Here is a 21,626-nt window from a genome sequence, read left to right as displayed (position 1 = left end):
TGCCGGGCGCTGATGCCCCCTGGAAATTATGATGTTCGGAGTTTTTTTATATGAACATAACCGCTGAGAATAAAAATATAAGGAATATTGCCATAATCGCGCACGTGGACCACGGCAAAACCACTCTCGTGGACTCTATGTTCAGACAGAGCGGGCTGATCCGCGACGGACAGATTGTGGATGAACGGATAATGGATAATATGGACCTCGAGCGCGAGCGGGGCATCACGATAGCCGCTAAGAACTGTTCGGTAACCTGGAAAAACGTGAAGATAAATATTATCGACACCCCCGGCCATGCCGATTTCGGGGCTGAAGTTGAGAGGGCCCTTTCGATGGCCGACGGCGCTATTCTGCTTGTTGACGCGTCCGAAGGACCTCTGCCGCAGACTCGTTTCGTGCTGAAAAAGACCCTTGAAGCGAACCTCAAGATCATCGTGGTAATAAACAAGATCGACCGGAAGGACGCTCGGCCTGCTAAGATCCTGAACGAAATCTACGATCTGTTCATAGACCTCGGCGCGGACGACGATCAAATCGATTTCCCCGTTCTCTACGCGACAGGTCAGGACGGAATAGCCAAAAGGAGACTGGAAGATAAAACAGACAACCTTCATCAGCTGCTGAATATTATCATCGATGAAATACCGCCTCCCGCTTACGATCCCGAAGAACCCTTCCAGATGCTCGCGTCCGATCTCGGTTACTCCGATTACCTCGGCAGGCTCGCCGTGGGAAAGGTCATCAACGGCAAAGTCAGCTCGAACGATTTGCTCGTATGTATAAACAAGGAGGGCGGGCGTATTCCGCTCAAGGTAACAAAACTTCAAAAATACGAAGGGATGACATGCAGGCCGGCTGAATCTGTCGCCGCCGGTGATATCGCCGTTCTCGCCGGAATCGACGGAGTAAAAATCGGCGATACTATCTGCACCAGCGAACACCCCAAGGCGCTCAGGCGGATCACTGTCGACGAACCGACTATCTCGATGCGATTTACAATCAACAATTCCCCGTTCAGCGGCCGGGAGGGCCGTTTCGTCCAATCCTCGAAGATACGCGAGCGCCTCCATAAGGAAACTCTTATGAACGTGGCAATTCAGATGGAGGAAAACCCGGAGCGTGACGCTTTCATCGTCAAGGGGCGCGGAGAGTTCCAAATGGCAATACTGATCGAGACGATGAGGAGGGAAGGATATGAGTTCTGCGTGGGACGCCCGCGTGTAATATACAAATATAAAGACGGAAATAAGCTCGAGCCGATCGAACACCTCACAGTCGATTGTGAAGAAGAATTCCTCGGCGCTGTCACCGAGAAGCTCGGGCGGCGCAAAGCCAGGATGACGAACCTTATTCACGGAAGCGGCGGCCGCGTCAGAACCGAATTCTCTCTGCCTTCAAGAGCGCTTATAGGATACCGGGATGATTTTCTGACTGACACTAAGGGAACAGGTGTAATGAATTCCTATTTCACGGGGTTCGAGCAGTACAGGGGTGATTTTAATACCCGTTTCACGGGATCGATCGTCGCCGACAGACCCGGCAAAGCCGTAGCTTACGCGCTCAGCAACCTTGAAGCACGGGGCAGGCTTTTCGTAAGGCCCGGCGACCCCGGATACGAGGGAATGATAATAGGAGAGCACAACCGTTATAACGACATTACTGTTAATCCAACAAAAGAGAAAAAGCTGTCAAATATGAGAGCGGCCGGAAAGGACGATGCCGTAACTTTAACCCCTGTTAAACCGTTAACGATAGAAAAAGCGCTCAGCTTCATCCACGATGACGAGATGGTCGAGATAACGCCGAAATCGATTAGGCTGAAGAAAACGTTACTCTCCGCCGGCCTCAGAAGGAATTCCAGGCCGAGTCCCCCCGCCAACCCGGCGTAAAGAGAACACTCTTACAGGATAGAGTAAATTGAGCCGGCCGCAGCCGGGATATATACCGTTATTAGTTGAACAGCTGTCAGGATTTATCGAACTGCCCCGTCTTGAGCAGGACAATGCTGCACGCCTCGAGAACGAACTTTCCGCTCTCCTCGATCTTTTTCCGCAAGGGTTCATTCTCCGTTCCGGGATTGAATATAACCCTCCGGATATCAGATCGGACTATATCATCTACATGTTCGGCAAGATGCTTCGGGCTGAGATATACGGTCAATGTGTCTATCTTCCCGGGAATTTCCCCGACCCTCTGATAGCTCTTGACCCCCAGAATATCATCTCCGCCCCTGGAAATTGGAACTACTTCATACCCCTTCTCGGTCAGAAGCTCCTGCGCCATTCTCGAGTATCTCGTTTTTTTATTGCTCGCGCCTAAAATTGCCACTCTTTTCACAATTACAACTCTCCAAAGCTATTCTACATAAAAAATATTCCATTTTCACCATACACACAAAGCTATAATATCGGGTAGATATCATCATGTCAAAGCTTTATAAAGGTGGAGCTTCCCCGCTTATCAACCTGCTAAATGAAGATTAACATAATTTTTCCGGGTATCAAATAAAACAAGAGAGGTTCAATTGAACGGCAGCGGAAGATATTGTCCCGGCGTCCGGACAGCTCATCGAAAGGCCTCGAAACCGCAACGGTCAACAGGGCCGGAATGGCCATTATTGAGGCGTTATAAACGATCAAAACTTCCCGCTCGCAGAAAGGCCGCCGGAAGTAGGCGGGAACAAACCAGAAGAGATAGACGGCCGGCACACCTGCCGCCAGAGGCAGGATAATATTGGTCAGGATTTTGAGAATACGGATACCGGTTTTAATAGCCCCTCCCTGTTGGTGCAAGTGGTTTATCAGGAGTCCACAATTTCGCGTTCGCTAAAAATAGAATAATAAAATTTCTATAAACCGTTTAGAGGCGGAAAATTAAATTGCGGGGATATTATTGATTAAGAAAGGAGACCGACTGCCGAGGTATTAACTCAGGGCATTCCTCGAAATCAGGGCAATACTTTAGTAATGGCATAACTATCAAGTAATTACCCATAATGATAAGTGGAATTGATATTTAGTTTCTATCCGGCTATTGGTATTGTCAAAAACGCCGTCTATTTCCCCTGCGAGGAAATAGCGTCTCCCGCTCTTAGGACTCGCTCTTTCCCATTTCCCTAAAGGAAATGGGAAAACCATGCCCGCTCGTCTTCCGAGAGGGTTTTTTAGGTACCAATAGCCGGATATACAAAGGAATGTAAAAAATTGGGGAAACTCCACGTATTAACTTCGTTGACAGTTTTAGTTCTCTTTTGTCATAATTGAATTGTGAACAGAACTATTATAAGAAACGGGATATTAATTTGAAAAACTTCCTTCGCACAAAAATAATAGCAACAATCGGACCCGGCAGCGCGGGGAAAATTACAGAACTTATAAACTCCGGCGTCAGGGTATTCAGAATCAATTCCTCTCACGGTAATCAGCGGGAACACTTGATAAACATTCAAAACATAAGGCAAATCTCAGAGGAATTAAACTTGTTTATCCCTATAATACTTGATCTTCAAGGTCCTAAGATAAGGATAGGAAATTTAACTGAACCGATGAATCTGATAGAAGGGGAAAAAGTAATCTTAAAACCCTGTGCTGAACAAACAGAACCGGGAGTTATACCCGTCAATTACGAAGAAATTACACAGAAATTGGCAGCGGGCTCCACAATCCTGCTGGATGACGGGAAAATTGAATTAAAAGTTACTGACCCGAAAAAAATAGAAGCACTGGTTATTAACGGCGGGATTTTAACTTCAAGAAAAGGGCTGAATATCCCGGGAGCTACAACCAGCTTTCCTTCAGTAACCGAAAAGGATATAGAATATATTAAATTCGCTGTTGAGAACAAAATAGATTTTCTCGCGCTGTCTTTTGTCAGAAGCGCAAAGGATATTGAAAAAGCCAAAGAGTATGTGCACAAAGCCGGCGGGAATATTCCCATCATAGCAAAAATTGAAAAGCCTCAAGCTGTTGAGAACCTGACTGAAATAATGCTGGTTTCAGACAGTATCATGGTGGCAAGAGGTGATCTTGGGATTGAAATATCCCCGGAACGTGTTCCAATCATTCAAAAACATCTTATCAAAGAAGCAAATTCCTATAAAAAAGCGGTTATTACTGCTACGCAAATGCTGGAATCCATGATCCATGATCCTATTCCAACCAGGGCTGAGGCAAGTGATGTTGCAAACGCGATAATAGACGGAACTGACGCGGTCATGCTGTCAGGGGAAACCGCCGTCGGGAATTATCCGGTTGGAGCGGTGAAGATCATGAAATCCATCGCCGAAAACGTTGAAAAGAGCAACCTGTGCAAATACAACGTATATGAGTCAAGAAACGGTGATCCCCGCAATATAGACTCTCAAACCATCGTAAGCGCAACGATAAGAATGCTTGGCGAGGTGGGAATTAATGCCATTGTCGCGTTTACCAGGTCGGGTTTTACGGCGGGACTTCTTTCAAAAGCAAAGCCAAGCGTACCTGTAGTTGCAATTTCTGACAGCAAAGAGGTGTGTTTAAAACTGAATTTGTTGTGGGGAGTTTTACCTTTCTACATGGAATTCAGCCCGAGTCTTACAGAGGAATTTTTAAGAAAAACAGATGAATTTCTCGTCGCTGAAACATTTCTTGAACAGGGAGATAAAATTGTAATTACAGGGGGAATGCCGCGTCTTTCGAGGGGTACAACAAATTTTATCAGGCTTCACCAAATAGGTTCTTTATAATCTGCCGGCCCCGGCGTCGTTGGTAAGAACACCGTCTGTAAAATCACCCTTGCTTTTTCCTCGGAAATACCTGCAGACAAAAGTGTGATTCGGGAATCATTAATCATAGTAATTTCCTTTGTTTTTGGTAAGAATTTGTTCATAACTTTTGTTTACTAAAGTTACTTATTAGAAGCAGCTTATCCATTATCAAAATTATGCGCGATATACAGTGTGAGGGGAGATTGATAAAGAATGCCGCCCGCGGGCGATATCCTAAAAACTCACTTGACTGAAGAAAATGATAGAAATAGAATATGCTCCGTACTATCGTAAAGGCTAAGTTGCGCGCCCCTTAGAGAGGGCGCTCAAATTAAAAGAAGGAAAGGAGGTGAAGAATGCATGTCAAAAGCTTTTTTATGGATTTTGTGATCACATTCATTACCACACTGGTCGCGGCTGTTGTTGTAACATTCCTCTGGAACCTTATCGGCAACGGCAGCGGTAGCGTTGACTGGGCTACTTCATTCCGGCTCGCGATCATTCTTGGAGCTACAATGGCCATAGTAAACAGAAGGAAATAGACTGAAACGGACGAATAATCAGAAACTCGCCGGGCGGCTCAACCGGCTTGACAAAATCGGACTGTTTAATTATCGTACTGAGTCATAAGTTTTGCTCTGCCTGAGTGGTGGAAATGGTAGACACGCTGCGTTCAGGACGCAGTGGGCTTACGCCCATGGGGGTTCAACTCCCCCCTCAGGCATTTATTCTGTCATAAACTGAAAGAATGATATGGATCTCACAGTAACCTTTCCCGGAAATCAAAAGGTAAGAGCCGAATACAACGGGTTTATTATAAAAAGTGATCAACCCGAAGAAGACGGAGGCGAAGGATCGGCGCCCTCTCCTTTCGATCTCTTTCTGGCCTCGATAGCAACCTGTTCGGGGACCTATCTTCTTCGTTTCTGCCAGAGCCGCGATATCGCGACAGATGATATCAAGGTTATTCAGAAGATGGAAAGCAACGGAGAAACCGGCAAACTCGAAAAGATAAGAATTATCGTTGATTTGCCCGATGATTTCCCTGAGAAATACAAAAAAGCCGCGCTTAACTCCATGGAGCTCTGCACTGTGAAGAAAAATATAATCGATCCGCCGGAGTTCGAATTCAGCGTCCTTTAGAAGAAAGAATCAAGGGCAGACGGCATCGGGAACGCCCCTGAGATATCTTTCAAAATGCCGCGTTATCTTCCTGAAGAGATGAATCCTGCTGGCGTCTGACCTTATCCCGTGTCTCCCTCCGGGGTAGAACATAACTTCAAAATCGACACCCGAATCGATCATCTTGTCTACAAGCTGAACGGTGTCCTGAAAATGAACGTTGTCATCCCGCATCCCGTGGATTATAAGAAGATGGTTTTTCAGATCCCCCGCGTAACTGAGAGGATTCGCTTCTTTGTAAGCTTCTTCGTGTTCCCCGGGCATTCCCAGTCTTTCCTCGGTATAGTGGGTGTCGTAATTCTGCCATTTATTCACTGGCGCTACCGCGGCGCCCGCTTCAAACGCTTCGGGGCGTTTCAGCATTGCCATCGTCGTCATAAACCCGCCGTAACTCCATCCCCATATTCCAATCCTGTCAGGATCTACCACGGGCAGTGTTTCGAGAAAGTTCAGTCCGGTTATTTCATCCTCAAGATCGGCCCCTCCTATATCAAGATAGACATCTGTCCGCCAGTCCCTTCCATATCCGGAACTGCCCCTGTAATCCAGATCCAGTATCACATATTTCTTCCCGCCCGCGAGATATGTGTCAAATAGAGAGCGCCAGCGCCATCCCTTTGTAACTGACTGAGAATATCCCCCGCCGTGGACGGAGATAATTGCCGGAAACTTCATCTCCCGCTCACCCTGAAAATCACCTGAAATAAGCCCTTCAATCTCATCCTCTTTAATTTCAGGAGGAAATACGGCGAGAGCGTGTATTCGCTTGCCGTCAAACTTGGAAGGGAGGGTAAAATATACGGGGACCGCTATATCGATCTCTCCCAGATCATCCGCCGGTGAATCTGTAACCCTCTCTAGGCCGTCCGGAACTGTCCATTTGCTTTTATAATATATTTCAGAAGCGCCGTTTTGAGAGTTCGCGGCGCCCGCCACCTCTCCCGTCCCCTCGAACTTTTCACCCTTTGCCGATTCGAGGATATAGATATCGGGCGGATAAAGGGGATTTGAATATATGACAGCTGTATTGCCGGCTCCTTCAGAGACGCTCGCTGAATACCAACCCTCACCGGGAGTGACCTTGCGCTTTTCCCCGTCACTGCCCAGTCTGAACAGATGCCTCTCCGCCGGCCCCGCTTCAGTGGACGTGTACCATATATCCCCGTCATCCTCTATAAGCTGAATCGATGTAACCTGCCAGGGACCGCGAGTTATCTGATCAACCTCGCCGTTATTCCATCCGCGGCGGTAGATATGGTTCCACCCACTCTCCTCCGAGGTAAAATAAAAGACTTCTCCTCCCTCTCCCCAGCGTATAATTGTATTATGAATGTTTACCCACTTGCTGTCCCTGACGGTGTAAAGCGTGTCAGTCGATCCATCTTCAGGGTCGGCCGCAAGGAAATTGAGTTCTTTGAGGTCCCTGGGTTCACTGAGGAAAAGGAGTTTTTCTCCGCCCGGATGCCAGTGAACCTGAGGTATATACTCGTCCCGCCTGACCCCCGGATCTATCCAAACAGTCTCTTCTGTTTCTAAATCTATAACCCCCAGCCTCTTCAGCCCGTTCTTTCCGCCGGCAACCGGTCTGGCCTGCTTGCGCACCTTGACGAACCGCCCCCTGTAATCCGGGATTAAAAGCTCCGATACCGGACTTACATCTGTCTGAAAATACGCTATTTTCGAGCCGTCGGGTGACCACCAATACGCCCTGTCAACTCCAACTTCTTCGTAATCCACATAATCACCCATCCCGTTATAGAGAGTTTCGCTGCCGGAATCGGTAAGCTGAATCGTCGCTGAGCTTTCGATATCCAGAATCCAGATATCATTATCCCTTATAAAGCTGATTTTTCCGCCGTCAGGGGAGAATGCCGGATCTGTCTCGGAGGCTTCAGTACGGAAGAACCTTCTTACACTCCCCGAACCGGCATCAAGCAGATAGAGATCACCGCGCAGAGGGAAAAGGATGCTCTCCCCGTCAGGCGACCAGAGGTAGGAAAATATGCCGCCGCCCTTCCTTCGCAGTGTTGAGAGTCTGTCTATTTCGGCCTTTGAAAGAACCGCTTTTTTAGACCCTGTAAGTGCGGCCGCCTCTGTCGCTTTGCGGAGTTTGCCGCTTCGGACGTTATAAATATAAATGTCGTAAAACCTCTCCCCTTCGCTATTCCAGATAAAGGCAAACTCTTCTCCCCCGGGAGCCCACTTCAAACTCCTAGGAGATACCCCCGTAAGACGCGGGTCCCGGTACATTCTTTCAATCGTAAGCTTCTCCGCCGGCTGTCCCCGCAGAAAGACAGGAATAAGAAGGATCGCCAGCATAAAGCCGGCCGCCGCCCGGATGGATATGGTTCGCTGAAAGCCTTTTTTTTCTTCTTCTTTTTTGCCGGTAAATACATCTCTATTCATTCTCAAATTTAAGACCTCCAGTTTAAACGCTATCTATAATTTTATCTTGAAGTTACGCTGTTTTATTTTCAGCCGGGGATCTTTTCATCCTACGATTGTAATTTCTGGCAAGCTCGATGAATATTTCCAGGTCATTCTCAAGGTCGGTGCTTGTACCGTCAAAATAGAAGGTGCGTATGGGGATATCATCATGATCTCTGCTTACTTCCGGATAAACCGCCTCTGAGATCACCCCGTTCATGCACGTAAACGGGCTTATGTCAATAATTCCGTCAACCCCCTTCTCATAAAGATAGATTGCCTTTCCCACACTCAGAGTCATCTCCCCCTTTGCTCCCCTCGCGGGCAAATACCTTTCACTCCGTTTAAGTATTTCATTTATATCATGCGGCTCTTCAATCCCCTCAAATTCCTCCTCTAAAGGGGCAAGGAGTCTTTTTTCATACTTGCTCTGTATATGCTTCGTCATCATCAGCTTTACCATATCCAGCGTGAAGAGGCGGTTATAAAGTTTTAATCTTTCTTTTTCCTCCTCGTTGGTATACCAAACCCATTCCGATATATCAGAGAGCCAGGCCCGGCCTCCCGCCCTCTCCAATTTACGAATCAAATCCTGATTGCTGAATGTGCTCAGCCGGCAGAATATTTCACCGATAACGCCGATTAGTAATACCTCCCTGTTCCAATCCGCCGGAACGGCTCTGAAGGCTTCCCTCGCCCTTTCCAGAGAAAGGGCAAGCTCTCCGAGTTTGTCTTTGAGAGGAATACTCCCGTCCTCGAGAACAGAGCAGTAATCCTCCAGGGCTTCTTTGTAGACTCTGTCAACAACTTCGGGCTGCTGCTCATAGGGACGGTATTTATGAAGCATCTTTCTTAAGGCGTCACTTCCTACAATCCCCATCCATCCGAGCTTCACAAAAGATTCCATTACATCGCCAAGATCCCTGTACCCGTCTTTACTCGAAGGAGAGAGGATCATCAAATCATCGTACCCCATATCCTTAAGGGCGAATTTCATAAAGGGGGCATACTGCCCCAGACGGCAGGGGCCTTCTGAAGTCGGCATGAAGAAGGCGGCCTTCGATTGATCAAAACCCGGCATCTCGGTAATTTTCAGGAAATTGCCGAGTGTAACCCTCGCGGGCAGGCACTCATCCCCCCTCGTATGCTTCGAAGCAAGCTCCAGTGTCCTTTCGTCTCCCTCGGGAACCGGCTGAGAATCTATACCGAGATATTTGAACGCCGCCGCGAAGGCTCTTGATCCTCCGTACGACATTCTCGGGATATAGACGGTTCTGTCTTTGAGAGATTTTCTTTTCCCGCCCACCATCTAAGTACTCCTTTACTGTCAAGATAAGCCTCGCACCTCGTCATAATGCCCGCGTCGTTGCCGTGCGAGTCGAACTGCAGCGTGAGAAAAGGCTTTGTTGAAATCTGCTTTACAAAAGACTTTATGTACGAATCCGGGCCGCATTTGAAGTTGGTTATATATATCATGTGAAGATTATCATTGCTGTTGACATAACGCGCCGCCTGCATAATAGCCCGCCCGTAGTTCCAGAACATATTGTATCCAACATCCGAAATATCAATCCCTTCGAGAGGAAGGAAAGAGAACGGAATCACATTTATTCCGTAATAATCTCTGATCTTCCCGGGCACTCCCATATTTGCTTCGGAATCCATAATATTATAGGGCCGTCCCACCAGGACAATTCCCAATTCATCTTTCCTGCGGAGAATATCAAGGGCGCCTCTTCCGGCCAGCTGAAGGTCGCGGCGAAACAGTTTTTGCGCGGCAAATGCCAATTTTACAGCTTCCCTGTGCCTCTTGCGCTTTACCTTAAAAGGTTTAGCAAACTTCCAAAGCTCCTTTTCTACAAATGATTCTCCTTCCCGGAAATGGACCGTCGGGTCGGCAATAAGGCCCCGTCTGCCGCTAAAGGCGGGAGTGCTTCTGAGAACAAACGGCAATGTCTGCCCCCAGGGGCAGAGAAAGGACTTGGTTCGGGGATTATCTGTCTCTGAGTCGATAACATTAGGTACTAAAATAGAATCCGGGTTTTCCTCAAGGAGAGAAACTGTGTGGCCGTGAGCGATTTGAACCGGAAAGCACGGGTCGGCCACATTAGAGCTCATCCCCAGGTGTACTATTTCCCTGTTAGTCTCTACGCTCGTTATTACTTCAAATCCCATCGACCTGAGATATGCACTCCAGAAGGGATACCTGTCATAATAATACATAGCCCTGGGAAGCCCGATTTTTGGAGCCCTTCCGCCCCCTTCCCAGCTGCAGTCAATATCTCCGCCGATTTCACTGCCGACTGTTTTTACGGCATCTCTCGTCAACAGATCATTATACAGAGCCAAGAGGTCCGGAATAACAGGCTTCTTTGAACCCTGGGCGCGTCTGCGAAAACGGCTGCATTTATCCCCCCAGTACGTGCGTTCGCCTTCAACGACAAACTCCTGGATTCCGCAGTAATTCGTGCATCCCTTGCAAGTAAATTCCCGGATGCTGTAGTCTATTTCGTTTATGTCATAACCCCTGAAGGTCGTTTCCGATTCAAGCGCCAGAACCTTCTCTCTGGCCAGCAGCGCGGCTCCTATAGCTCCGACCACCCCGTTGTGCGGAGGAACAATTATTTCCTTGCCGAGAACTTCACTGAAAGCGGCCGCTACAGAATCGTTATAGGCAGTTCCCCCCTGGAAGAAGATCGAATTTCCAATCTTCCTGCCCCTCACCACGCGATTGAGGTAGTTCTGAACCACCGAATAAGCAAGCCCGGCAATAACGTTGTTTTTCTCGGCTCCCCGTTTTAAATATGAAGTGACATCTTTTTCCATATATACTGTGCATCTTTCGCCCATTCTCAAAGGATTCCCGGATGAAAAGGCTCTTTTTGCAAATTCATCGATTATATTAATATCCAGCTTTTCAGCCTGCTCTTCCAGAAATGACCCCGTACCCGCCGCGCAGGCATCATTCATAGTAAAGTCAACCACCACATTATCTTCAATAGATATGAATTTCGAGTCCTGCCCGCCTATTTCGAAGATCGTATCAACCTCGGTATCCAAAAGGCGCTTGGCCACAAATGAAGCCCCCGTTTTATGAGCCGTTATTTCATCGTTGATCGTGTCAGCCCCGACAAGTTTTCCTATAAGTTCTCTTCCTGACCCCGTCGTTCCAACTCCGCGGACCTCCACCCTGCCGTCAAGCTCTCTTTTGATTTCCATGAGCCCCTGATCTACAACCTCTATAGGCCTGGCCCTTGTCCGGAGATAGATCTCCTTTATAACCGATCCCCGAGTATCTATAAGAGCCAGATTGGTACTTACAGATCCGACATCTATGCCCAGAAAAGCGTTGATTACATTATTATCCTCAAAGGAGTAAGCTTCTGTTTTATCCCGCATAAACTTGACATTTTTCTTAGAAAGCCTCGGCAGGGAAGGGAACGAACTGTCTTCTTCCTCTGAATCCGGTCCGACGGCCTTGCGAATAAGGTCAAGAGAGCCGCCTGTCCCGTTTGATCCAAAAAGAGCGGCTCCTATAGCTCCAAGATGAACACACTCGTCGGGAACAAAAAAATCATCTTCATCGAGCTTGAAAACTTCTCTTACCGCTCTCGCGACACCCGCGTTAAGCGCGACGCCTCCCGCGAAAACCGTCTTGCCGGTTACATCTTTTCCCTTCGCGATATTGCTCTTGAAATTTCTCGCTACCGCCTCGGACAGCCCTTTCAGTATCTCGTCCGGTTTATACCCCTTCTGCTGGGCGTGTATCATATCGGATTTAGCGAAAACACTGCACCTTCCGGCTATTTTCGGGGAACGTTCCGCCTTCATTACGACATCGCCTACTTTGCCGATGTCGAACTGCAACCTGTTTGCCTGCTGGTCCATGAAAGACCCCGTACCCGCCGCGCAATCCCCGTTTGTTTCATAATCCTCTATCCCGGTAACACCGTCTACTCTTGAAATCTTGATGAATTTGGAATTCTCTCCGCCCATTTCGAATATATTAACAACATCGGGATAAAGAACAGACACGGCCTTTGAAACGGTCTTGAATTCGTTTTCAACCGGAATGCCGAGTTTTGCCCCGATAACACCGCTTGAAGAACCGGTAAGAACTATACCTCCAATATTCTCCCAACCGATTTCTCCGCTGACCCTTCTGACAGTTTCCTTAACCGCGGTAACCGGATTCCCCCCAACTCTCCTGTATTCTGAAACGGCAAAAGCGGTGTCCGCTTTTCCGGGAATTTCACTGATTTTTTCCAGCCCGTTACCGCCTGTCGCGGCCAATTTTTCTATTATACCAGTAGGCCCGGCAAGCGCCCATTTCACACTTACAGTACCGATATCAATACCAAGTGTTAAAAGCACTTTGCTGCCCCCTATTCTAAACCGTCAACCCCAAGAAACTTTAAAATAACCTAAAAAAAGTCAAAGCAGAAACCGAGTATACTGTTTTCTATTCGAAATTGCAAGAAATTATATGTTGGAGTTTCCCCAATTTTTACATGTTCTTTGTATATCCGGCTATTGGTATTTCAAAACCCTCTCGGAAGACGAGCGGGCATGGATTCTTGATTTCCACAAGGAAATGGGGAAGAGCGAGCCCTAAGAGCGGGAGACGCTATTTCCTCGCAGGGGAAATAGACGGCGTTTTTGACAATACCAATAGCCGGATAGAAACTAAATATCAATTCCACTTATCATTATGGGTAATTACTTGATAGTTATGCCATTACTAAAATATTGCCCTGATTTTCGGGGAATGTCCTGATATCAAGGGTGAAACTTTACATAATGGATTGACGCGCATGAGCCCTTCCCCCGCTGACTTAAAGAAGCTTCCCTCTCTTTAGCATACTGACCCGCGCGGCTCTTTCCCCATATCAAAAATTGTTCAGCGTAACCTCCGCCGTGAAGAGTTTACAAGCCCCGTGTTAACAACGAGATGCTTTCGCTGACCGTCAGATGCGGACCCAGATCACATATTAATCAGCTTCTTTGTTTTGAAGCGCCCGTTGCAGATTTCAGAGTAGAAAAAAGAACGCAAAAAGATACGGAAAAGACGAACGTCACCTTCGGGCGTTTCTGCGTTCTTCTTTGTATTTCCCGCGAATCCAGGCGAAATCATCCGTATAGAGTCCCAACTCAATATCGGGGAATGTCCACGGAAGTGATTTAAAAACCCCGTCCCGGAAGAGAAGAACCATATCGGCAAAAACGCCGCCGGAGAGATATATCTTCTGCGGTGCTTCTTTGAATGAAGCGAGGACCACCTTGTAGTAATCTATATAACCCGGATCGAGATTGACTCTTCTTCCCCTCTCGCCCGCGAACAGTTTTTCAATTCCGGCGGAGATCATCTTTTTGGCCGGAAGGTCTTCCGCCGGGCCAAGTCCGGCGAAAGAAACAATCCTTCTCTTAAGCCCGCCTCCCATTTCATTATTATAATAATCCGTTAAGTTAAAGGGATGATCTTCTCCGGAACAATCAACCTTTCCCAGTTTATCTTCGAGCTCACCGTAAAAACTGCTTTCAAGATCAAACCTCCCGCTGAAAAGCACGGCCGCGAAGAATTTCACGGGCACATAACGTTTGCCTAACGATTCTTCTTTCGCCATGACTCTCTCATCCTCTCAATATGCTCTCGCGCCCGGGCGGTGATTTCCGCCGGTATTCCAAACTCGGATTCGATCCTGACCTCCATATTATTCCTTATATTCTCATTCAATTTCTTATTTCCGCTTCTAAATCTCAAATGATGGTCCCTGATATATAGATGCCCCTTCCCCGAAAGCCTCGTAAGCTGAAGGGAATTCATCATCGGCTGAGAAAAAGAATCCTTCCAGTAACCCATAAACCGCCCCTTGGAAACCGGAATATTCTTGAGTCTGTATCTCCATTTTCTTTCAGATCCTGTAACTGTATAGAGATCATATCCCGTTTTACCCCTGGGTCTTAATTCCGCGAATCCGAAGGGAGTTGATATTTTCACGACCGATCCTTTTAGTTCAACCGGTTCTCCGAGGAGATATCCGGGATCTACCACGTACTTCTTGTCGCCAACACAAACAACCAGAGCGCAATGTATGTTCGGCTTTTTCATGTCCGCCATAACGGGATAACAGCGGAATCCGGCGTCAGAAAGTATCGATCCGAGGCAGAAAGTAAGGGAAAAACACGTGCCGCCCGTATTACTGCTGATATATTCTTTCATAAGCCTTTCGGGGGTTCTCATCCTGCTCGAAAAATCATCCCCGGAAAATTTATTGATGATCTTAGTGAGATTTTCATAGGGTATCTTAGAATATTCCGATATTACGCGCCTGAGCATTTCAAGCTCGGGCTTTTCAAATCCCACTTGAAAATGCCCCGAGAAGAGATCCGCCGCGCTGCTATTCATTAATGTCAAGATCCTCCGCCTCCTTCTCGGTCTTGCCCCTTTGATGCCGGAAAACAGTTCAAGATATAAACGCCCCCGGGCGCCCGGGAAGAGTCAGAATTCCCCCCCTTAGAACACCCGGAGATGTGTCTTTCTTTTAACGGTTAAATCGAAGCGGTGTCAACATAATAATTTTCCTCGCTTTGCTTTCCCGCGAGCCGCGCGGTGTGTTATTATAAGCCCATATCTTGTATTGTTTCACAAACGGAGGTCTTTACTTCTCCCGAGGAATTTATAATGAATACAGGGTTGTCGTTTCTGCTTTCACCGGAGTCACGTACATGAAATTAAACACCGGCGACAGAATCTGCCCCTTATGCGGCGCGGCTGAAGCAAAAGACTTTTATCGTGATGAAACCCGCGATTACTTCCGCTGCCGTAGGTGTAATCTGGTCTTCGTGCCTTCACGGCAATTTTTATCTCCGGAAGATGAAAAGGCAAGATACGACCTTCACAGGAACTTGCCGGATGATAAAAACTACAGGCGTTTTTTAGGCCGCCTCTTTATTCCGATGAGAGATATCCTGACTCCGGGAGCGAAAGGGCTGGATTTCGGTTCCGGGCCGGGCCCGACACTCTCTTTGATGTTCGAACAAGCGGGACATCCAATGAGTGTGTACGACTGTTTTTACTCCCCCGATCAATCCGTTCTGAAGAAACAGTACGATTTCATCACGGCGACAGAGGTCGCTGAACACCTGCATAGACCCGGAGAAGAACTAAGCAGATTGTGGCGCTGCCTCAGGCCCGGAGGAAAATTAGGTATAATGACAAAGTTCACTCCGGGCCCCGATGAGTTCGCTAGCTCTCACTACAGGAAAGATCTCACACACGTCTCATTCTTTTCAAAGGCGACATTTGAATGGCTGGCCGCCAGATGGCCGGCTAAGATCCTTTTCTGCGAAAACGACGTTATTATCTTTTCGAAAGAGGATTGATGATATAAGGATAAATTCTTCTTTTCCGAGTCGGACAGTAAGCACATAATAATAAAGGATCTGACGGAAAATTTATCCTAAGAAACGGATTTTGCGCAAAATCCCGCTTAAAATATTTTTTTATTGGAATTTAATAATCAAAAGTGTTTAGTTTGAAAATAACAGAAAATAAACTTTATTTTACAGATATCCTGCTCGAATACAGCTCCGGAATGGAGGAATGCTTCTATGATTATCACAATAGCAAGCGGAAAAGGCGGTACCGGGAAAACAACTTTTGCCGTAAACCTCTCATACGCGCTGGCCGGCAGGGGGGAAAATGTGCGGCTTCTCGACTGCGACGTGGAAGAACCAAATGACCACCTGTTCATTAAACCTGATTTTACCGAAGAAGAGAAAGTCACGGTCCCCAAACCGGTCTGGGATCAGGCCAAATGCACCGGATGCGGCAAGTGTGCAGAGGCATGCAACTACAACGCTATTGTTGTGATAAATGATAAAGTTATGATCTTCAATGAACTTTGCCATTCATGCGGAGTTTGTTCAACCGTATGCCCGGAAAACGCCCTTACAGAAGTAGAGACCCCTGTTGGAACAGTACAGGCAGCGCCGGAGCATAAACCATTCTACTTCGCTCACGGGCTGTTGAATGTTGGAGAGGCCCTTGCCCCTAACGTAGTGCGGGGCGTAAAAGAGCATATCGATCCGAACGCCGTTAATATAATCGACGCCTCTCCGGGCACTTCCTGCCCGGTTGTAGAAGCTGTTGAAGGAGCGGACGCCGCTCTGCTCGTTACAGAACCTACCCCCTTCGGCCTCAACGATCTAAAACTGGCGGTCGGGCTTACTCTAAAAGTCGGGGTTCCCACAGGCATTATCATCAACAGATCCTACGGAGAAGACAGTATAATAACAGAATACGCCGAAAAAACCGGAATCCCGATAGCTGGACGCATCCCCTTCGACCGTAAATACGCGGAGGGCTATTCAAAGGGAGAGATTCTCGTGGAATCCTTCCCGGAGCTCAGCGAGAACCTTCTTAGAATTTACGATGAACTTAAAACAGCGACTCCTCCCATTCCAGAAGAAGATGTTTTCGAACTCGCCCTGGGCGAACCGGCCCCGTTCTCTAAAGGCACCTCGGAACAATACAAGGAGATAACGATTATCAGCGGTAAAGGGGGGACGGGAAAGACTACTGTCGCCGGCTCACTTGCCCACTTGATTGAAGATAAGGTCCTTGCCGACAACGACGTGGACGCGGCGGACCTTCATCTTCTCCTGTCGCCGACCGTCTATGAAGCACACGACTTTACCGGCGGAATAAGCGCGGTAATAGAAAAAGATAAATGCACAGGGTGCGGGATATGCGCCGAAGCCTGTCATTTCGATTCAATACGAAGAGACGGCCCTCCAAACGATAAAACAGAAGCCACCTGCGAGATAGATGAACTGATGTGCGAAGGATGCGGTTTGTGTCCGCTGGTATGCCCCGAGAATGCTATCTCCGTGAAAGATAAAATAACGGGCCGCTGGTATGTATCTGGCACGGACTACGGTCCAATGGTGCATGCCAAGCTGGGTATTGCTGAGGAAAACTCGGGCCGGCTTGTTACCAGAGTAAGAAAACGGAGCGCGGAATTTGCCGGCGAATTAAAGAAGAAACACATACTCGGCGACGGCCCGCCCGGTACGGGCTGCCCCGTCATAGCTTCTGTTTCCGGGACTGATCTTGTTGTTATAGTCACAGAACCCACTGTTTCCGGAGTTCACGATATGGGGCGCGTGCTGGACCTCGCTGAACACTTCAGAACCCCCGCGAGAATCATAATCAACAAGCACGACCTCAACGAAGAACAGGCTGAAAGAATCGAAAAAATAGCGGAAGCGCGGGGCTCGCGGATAATCGGCAGAATTCCCTTTGACCGGAACGTAAACAACGCCCTGATGGCCGGAAAAACTGTGATTGAATACGACATGGGCGCTGCCGGAGAAGCGATGAGAGAAATCTGGCGCGAAATCAAAAAAGAATTATGGGAATAAAGAGGTTTAATTCATAAATTACCTGGAATATTCGGGCTAAAGGATCAGGTCAATGAATATAACTATATGGGCGGGATTCATTCTATCTCTGATAGTGATGATCGGCGTGGCCAGGAAGAACCTGCCTCTCGGCTTTATAGCCGGAGCAATTGTGCTTGGAGCTTTCAACCTTTCGGCAAGAGAGATATATAATGAAATCGCGCGAACCGTCACGGATCCGTCAATACTCCTTCTCGCTTTTTCCGTGGGGACTATTCCGCTTATAGGGGGGGTGCTCGAAAAATCGGGTTTGATGAACTCTCTGGTCTCAAATCTGAAACTGAAAAGAAAACTCTTCCTGATATCCGGGCCCGCTTTCTTCGGAATGCTTCCGATGCCCGGCGGAGCCCTGCTGTCGGCGCCGCTGGTCCGGCGCGCCGGAGATGATATAACCGATGAACAGCTCGCCTCGATAAATATCTGGTTCAGACACGTGCTGGTCCTTATTTACCCGCTCGGACCTCTCCTGGTCACAACCAAGATCGCCCAGCTCAATCTTTATAAAGCGATGGTGTTTCTCTTGCCGGCATTTTTTCTTATGATCATTCTCGGCTGGGTCTTTCTACTCCGGGGTATCGAAGGAAACATGCCCGGGGAAAAAACTATAAACCCGAGAAAGATGCTCAGTCCCATCGTTATTATTATAGCGGCTCCCGTTATTCATGTTTCCCTGATGTCTCTCTTCCCTTCTCTGATGCAGGAAATACCACTTGTAATAGGAGTTGTCTGCAGCCTTTTCCTCGCGGTTATTATCGGCAAACTCCCTTTGAGAAAGATGGCGCCGGTAATAAGGGAAATGAAACCCTGGAAATATTTCATGATTATTATCGGGATGTTTCTCTTTCTAAACACCTTTGTGGCATCAAATATTTCAGCTATTATAGCCGGCGCCGTTTCATCCCGTCATTTCCTGGTCGTCATTGTAGGCGCGTTTCTAGGTTTTGTTACCGGACGTGTTCAAATACCGGTGGCAATTATACTGCCCATCTATCTTTCCATAACGGGCGCGGGACATATTGGATACATCGTATTCAGCTGCATCTTCCTGTCCGTTTTCATGGGATACATAATATCACCGATTCATCCCTGTGTTTCCGTTTCACTTGAATTTTTTGATTCCACCCTTAAATATTTCTATAAGAAGCTTCTTCCCATCACCTTGATTTGTCTTGCAGCCGCTGCAGCGGTATCACTGATTTTCACATAAATCAAGTTGTATTCGAAAATTGGAGTTTCCCCAATTTTTATAACCTATAAGGTAGTCGATGATTTGTAACAGTATGCGGCTGATTGATATTTTCAAAATCGTGGTCAATTCCCCCGGCGAGGGAATTGTACGCTCTGCGCCTCGAGCTCGCTCTTTCTGCCCCTTCGGGCCAGAAATCCTTGCCCGCTCGCCCTCCGGAGGGTTTTGAAAATATCATTCAGCCGCCTTAAATAACGTTGATAGACTTATTCCAGTTGTTTTTCCCTGTAACTAATACTCAATTCAGTGGATTCATTGTTAATTCTTGGGGAATATCCTGGTATTCGAAAAGGGCCGCCCCGGGTCTCGAAGGCTCTAAGCCCCCGTGAAATGGAAGAAGAATCAAATCTGAATTAATATAGCTAACCTCTGTGATTCCCGGCATTCTCCGGGACGATAACACGGAAAGCGCTCGGAATAACTTCTACGGTAATTGGAGTTTCTCCCGTCACTTCGCCGTCCGCCTGAACGGTTATTTTTTTTTCGGCGTCTATTGTGATCTTTTTGCGCGCCTTTAGGCAGCATATCCTTGAACCGGTCGGTTTTCTGCCGAGAACATTAAGCATGAGGGCGGGGTAGTCTTTAACTGAATTCGCCTTTACGTAACAGACATCGACGGCCCCGTCGTCAATCCGTATACCCAGTCCTTTCGGAAGTATCATGTCGCTGATTATGCCTCCGTTGGAAACAGAGACTTCAGGCGACCTGATTTTCATCCTCTCCCCGTCCACTGTCAAGGTGAAGTCGTGCGGCTTGAACTTGACAATATGTTTCAAAGCGGAACCTACATAGGCGAGAAGCCCGAAACGGCTTTTGTCTTTCCTGGTCAGATCTCTGACGGCCAGGGAGCTTATACCCACCCCTATGGTAAGTATGAAAGTCCGGTTGCCGAGCCGCATCGCGTCTATTGTTTTTATAGTGTGTCTCGAGGATATTACCTCCGCTGAACGCTTTATGTTAAGCGGTATCCTAAGCTCCCTCGCTATCATATTGCCCGTGCCGACAGGTATGATTCCCAGAGGCGCTCTCTCGCCCACAAGTCCGCCCGCGACCGCCGAGATCGTTCCGTCGCCGCCGGCGGCGACAATCAAATCGTAACCCCTTTTTACGTGATCCCGCACAACATCCTCAATCAATTCTCCCCCTGTCACTTCATACAATTTGTAATTGAACTCGGGAGCGCTGAAATACCTGTCGAGAACTTTCTTCAAATAAGGCGTTTTATGATTTCCGGACGCGCTGTTATGTACTACGAGGACATCTTTCATGATCATTCCCATATTAACATCTTACGGCGGTAAATTCCGCCGGGTGAACACTTGTATTCTAATATAACAGGGCTTGATGCCGCTGATATATATTTCATAACGTGTTTGCTTTCTTGAGCCGTCCTGCAATTTCAGTTATTCCATATTCTATGTAAAACCGCCTCAATTCTTTCCATAAGTCATCGGGCAGGCGATTCCGGACTTCCAGTAAGATCTCCTTCGGTATATCTCTGTAATACGCTTCAGCTATCGCTCCGGCGATACAGGCCAGCGTGTCGCTGTCTCCTCCAAGAGACACGGCGTTTCTGACAGCGTCTTCGTAGGAAACAGAATCGAGAAAAGAGACAATAGCCTCGGGCACTGTCTTCTGGCATGATGATTCCCAGCTGTAACCCGGCCTTATATCCATCACAGTTCTATCGAGATCATAACCGAACTCCCGCTCGATTTCACTTTCTATCACTTCCTTGTCCGCTCCATTTTTCGCCAGAAATACCGCGAGCGCGGTAGCGCAAGCGCCCTTTATACCTTCAGGGTGATTATGCGTTATTTCTGCCGTTCTCTCCGCTTCCTTTAAAACCTTCGCTTTTGTTTTGAAAGCAAAGCCCACCGGCGAAACACGCATCGCCGCTCCATTTCCCCAACTGTTGTATGAATCTTCAATAAGTGAAAAAAGCCAGAGTATAAATGTGCTTCCGTAGCCGGCTTCAGGGTAACGGTTTCCGATCTCCCTGACAGCCTTCTTATATGAAGATTTTGACGTAATAGCGTGTGCTACGGCAACTGAAAGAACAGAATCGTCTGTAAAACGGGATTTCTCGCTGAACAGGGGAAAATCCTTTGTTTTAATCGGGCTGTGCTCATACACAGAACCTATTATATCTCCCGCTATCGCTCCTATCATAAAACGGCAAATCCCTTCCCTTTACAGATCCCCAGTTGTCGACGGTTAATAAAAAATCTGCTTTGGATTTAACCAGAATTTTCAATCCTCGATCTTTCCTCAGGGGAAACCCGCTGTTAATAACTGATGATCTTATCTTCTTTTAAAGCGGAGCGACCGTCTGCTCCTTCCGCGACAAATGAAAGTATAGCATCTTACTCCGGTAAATCAAACTGTAAAGATCAAGCCGGGCAAACCCCCGCTGATAAACCCCTGGAGCCAAAACCACCGCATCACGGTTGACAATTACCGTTTATATGATTTATATTATTGTTTCAAGATAAAGAGATTTGACAGGTACAAGTTAACACCTTTACACATTAAGTTATTTACCCGCAACTTCAACAA

General features: G+C 47.5%; 17 protein-coding genes and 1 tRNA gene. 8 read left to right on the top strand and 10 right to left on the bottom strand.

Translation table 11 applies throughout. The features are described 5' to 3' along the window. Window positions 1–50 precede the first annotated feature (50 nt). Entirely contained in the window at window positions 51–1,892 is a 1,842-nt protein-coding gene (gene typA, locus U5O15_07850) for a translational GTPase TypA (GenBank protein ID MDZ7860564.1), read from the top strand. A gap of 76 nt (window positions 1,893–1,968) precedes the next feature. Here typA and U5O15_07845 read toward each other — a convergent pair whose 3' ends face one another. Together U5O15_07845 and U5O15_07840 are read right to left on the bottom strand one after the other, a co-directional pair. Further along, window positions 1,969–2,340 carry a CoA-binding protein gene (locus tag U5O15_07845; GenBank protein ID MDZ7860563.1) on the bottom strand — a complete coding sequence of 124 codons (372 nt, stop codon included), beginning with the start codon at window positions 2,338–2,340 and terminating at the stop codon, window positions 1,969–1,971. 131 nt (window positions 2,341–2,471) lie between these two features. Then, a complete protein-coding gene (locus U5O15_07840) occupies window positions 2,472–2,795 on the bottom strand; it encodes a hypothetical protein (GenBank protein ID MDZ7860562.1) in 324 nt (107 codons plus the stop codon). 509 nt (window positions 2,796–3,304) lie between these two features. On the opposite strand from U5O15_07840, the gene pyk reads away from it, so the two are divergent. From pyk to U5O15_07820, 4 genes are all read left to right on the top strand, one after another. Next, on the top strand, window positions 3,305–4,726 hold the full coding sequence (gene pyk, locus U5O15_07835; protein ID MDZ7860561.1) for a pyruvate kinase: 1,422 nt from the start codon (window positions 3,305–3,307) through the stop codon (window positions 4,724–4,726). A gap of 377 nt (window positions 4,727–5,103) precedes the next feature. Beyond that, the gene (locus tag U5O15_07830) at window positions 5,104–5,289 is read left to right on the top strand and encodes a hypothetical protein (protein ID MDZ7860560.1); all 186 of its coding nucleotides are present in this window, start codon (window positions 5,104–5,106) and stop codon (window positions 5,287–5,289) included. Between the two features lie 98 nt (window positions 5,290–5,387). Next, window positions 5,388–5,471 (top strand) — tRNA-Leu (locus tag U5O15_07825). Window positions 5,472–5,500: 29 nt separating this feature from the next. Beyond that, window positions 5,501–5,890, top strand: a complete 390-nt coding sequence (locus U5O15_07820; protein ID MDZ7860559.1) for an OsmC family protein — start codon at window positions 5,501–5,503, stop codon at window positions 5,888–5,890. Window positions 5,891–5,899: 9 nt separating this feature from the next. On the opposite strand, the gene U5O15_07815 is transcribed toward U5O15_07820, so the two are convergent. From U5O15_07815 to U5O15_07790, 6 genes are all read right to left on the bottom strand, one after another. Further along, window positions 5,900–8,335, bottom strand: a complete 2,436-nt coding sequence (locus U5O15_07815; protein MDZ7860558.1) for an alpha/beta fold hydrolase — start codon at window positions 8,333–8,335, stop codon at window positions 5,900–5,902. A gap of 52 nt (window positions 8,336–8,387) precedes the next feature. Next, a complete protein-coding gene (locus U5O15_07810) occupies window positions 8,388–9,665 on the bottom strand; it encodes a hypothetical protein (protein MDZ7860557.1) in 1,278 nt (425 codons plus the stop codon). After that, complete coding sequence (locus U5O15_07805; GenBank protein MDZ7860556.1) at window positions 9,557–12,730, bottom strand: acyl-CoA dehydratase activase; 3,174 nt, start codon at window positions 12,728–12,730, stop codon at window positions 9,557–9,559. The genes U5O15_07810 and U5O15_07805 overlap by 109 nt, the downstream gene beginning before the upstream one ends. Window positions 12,731–12,897: 167 nt before the next feature. Then, window positions 12,898–13,059 (bottom strand): hypothetical protein, encoded by a 162-nt coding sequence (locus U5O15_07800; protein ID MDZ7860555.1) that lies wholly within the window; start codon window positions 13,057–13,059, stop codon window positions 12,898–12,900. A 372-nt stretch (window positions 13,060–13,431) separates the two neighbouring features. Then, window positions 13,432–13,980 carry a DUF4416 family protein gene (locus U5O15_07795; protein MDZ7860554.1) on the bottom strand — a complete coding sequence of 183 codons (549 nt, stop codon included), beginning with the start codon at window positions 13,978–13,980 and terminating at the stop codon, window positions 13,432–13,434. Beyond that, window positions 13,959–14,762 (bottom strand): arylamine N-acetyltransferase, encoded by an 804-nt coding sequence (locus tag U5O15_07790; GenBank protein ID MDZ7860553.1) that lies wholly within the window; start codon window positions 14,760–14,762, stop codon window positions 13,959–13,961. Before U5O15_07790 ends, U5O15_07795 begins: the two co-directional genes overlap by 22 nt. A gap of 320 nt (window positions 14,763–15,082) precedes the next feature. On the opposite strand from U5O15_07790, the gene U5O15_07785 reads away from it, so the two are divergent. From U5O15_07785 to U5O15_07775, 3 genes are all read left to right on the top strand, one after another. Then, window positions 15,083–15,739 (top strand): class I SAM-dependent methyltransferase, encoded by a 657-nt coding sequence (locus U5O15_07785; GenBank protein ID MDZ7860552.1) that lies wholly within the window; start codon window positions 15,083–15,085, stop codon window positions 15,737–15,739. Window positions 15,740–15,967: 228 nt separating this feature from the next. Then, window positions 15,968–17,782 (top strand): P-loop NTPase, encoded by a 1,815-nt coding sequence (locus U5O15_07780; GenBank protein MDZ7860551.1) that lies wholly within the window; start codon window positions 15,968–15,970, stop codon window positions 17,780–17,782. A 52-nt stretch (window positions 17,783–17,834) separates the two neighbouring features. Then, on the top strand, window positions 17,835–19,028 hold the full coding sequence (locus U5O15_07775) for a DUF401 family protein (protein ID MDZ7860550.1): 1,194 nt from the start codon (window positions 17,835–17,837) through the stop codon (window positions 19,026–19,028). Between the two features lie 401 nt (window positions 19,029–19,429). Here U5O15_07775 and U5O15_07770 read toward each other — a convergent pair whose 3' ends face one another. Further along, complete coding sequence (locus U5O15_07770) at window positions 19,430–20,341, bottom strand: diacylglycerol kinase family protein (GenBank protein MDZ7860549.1); 912 nt, start codon at window positions 20,339–20,341, stop codon at window positions 19,430–19,432. A gap of 88 nt (window positions 20,342–20,429) precedes the next feature. Further along, the gene (locus U5O15_07765; protein MDZ7860548.1) at window positions 20,430–21,239 is read right to left on the bottom strand and encodes an ADP-ribosylglycohydrolase family protein; all 810 of its coding nucleotides are present in this window, start codon (window positions 21,237–21,239) and stop codon (window positions 20,430–20,432) included. Window positions 21,240–21,626: the final 387 nt, after the last annotated feature.

The sequence above is a fragment of the Candidatus Krumholzibacteriota bacterium genome (assembly GCA_034520215.1).
In the GTDB taxonomy this organism is placed as follows: domain Bacteria; phylum Krumholzibacteriota; class Krumholzibacteriia; order Krumholzibacteriales; family WJIX01; genus JAGHBT01.
The sequence above is the reverse complement of the archived record's forward strand: the minus strand, read 5'-3'. Positions and strand labels throughout refer to the sequence as shown.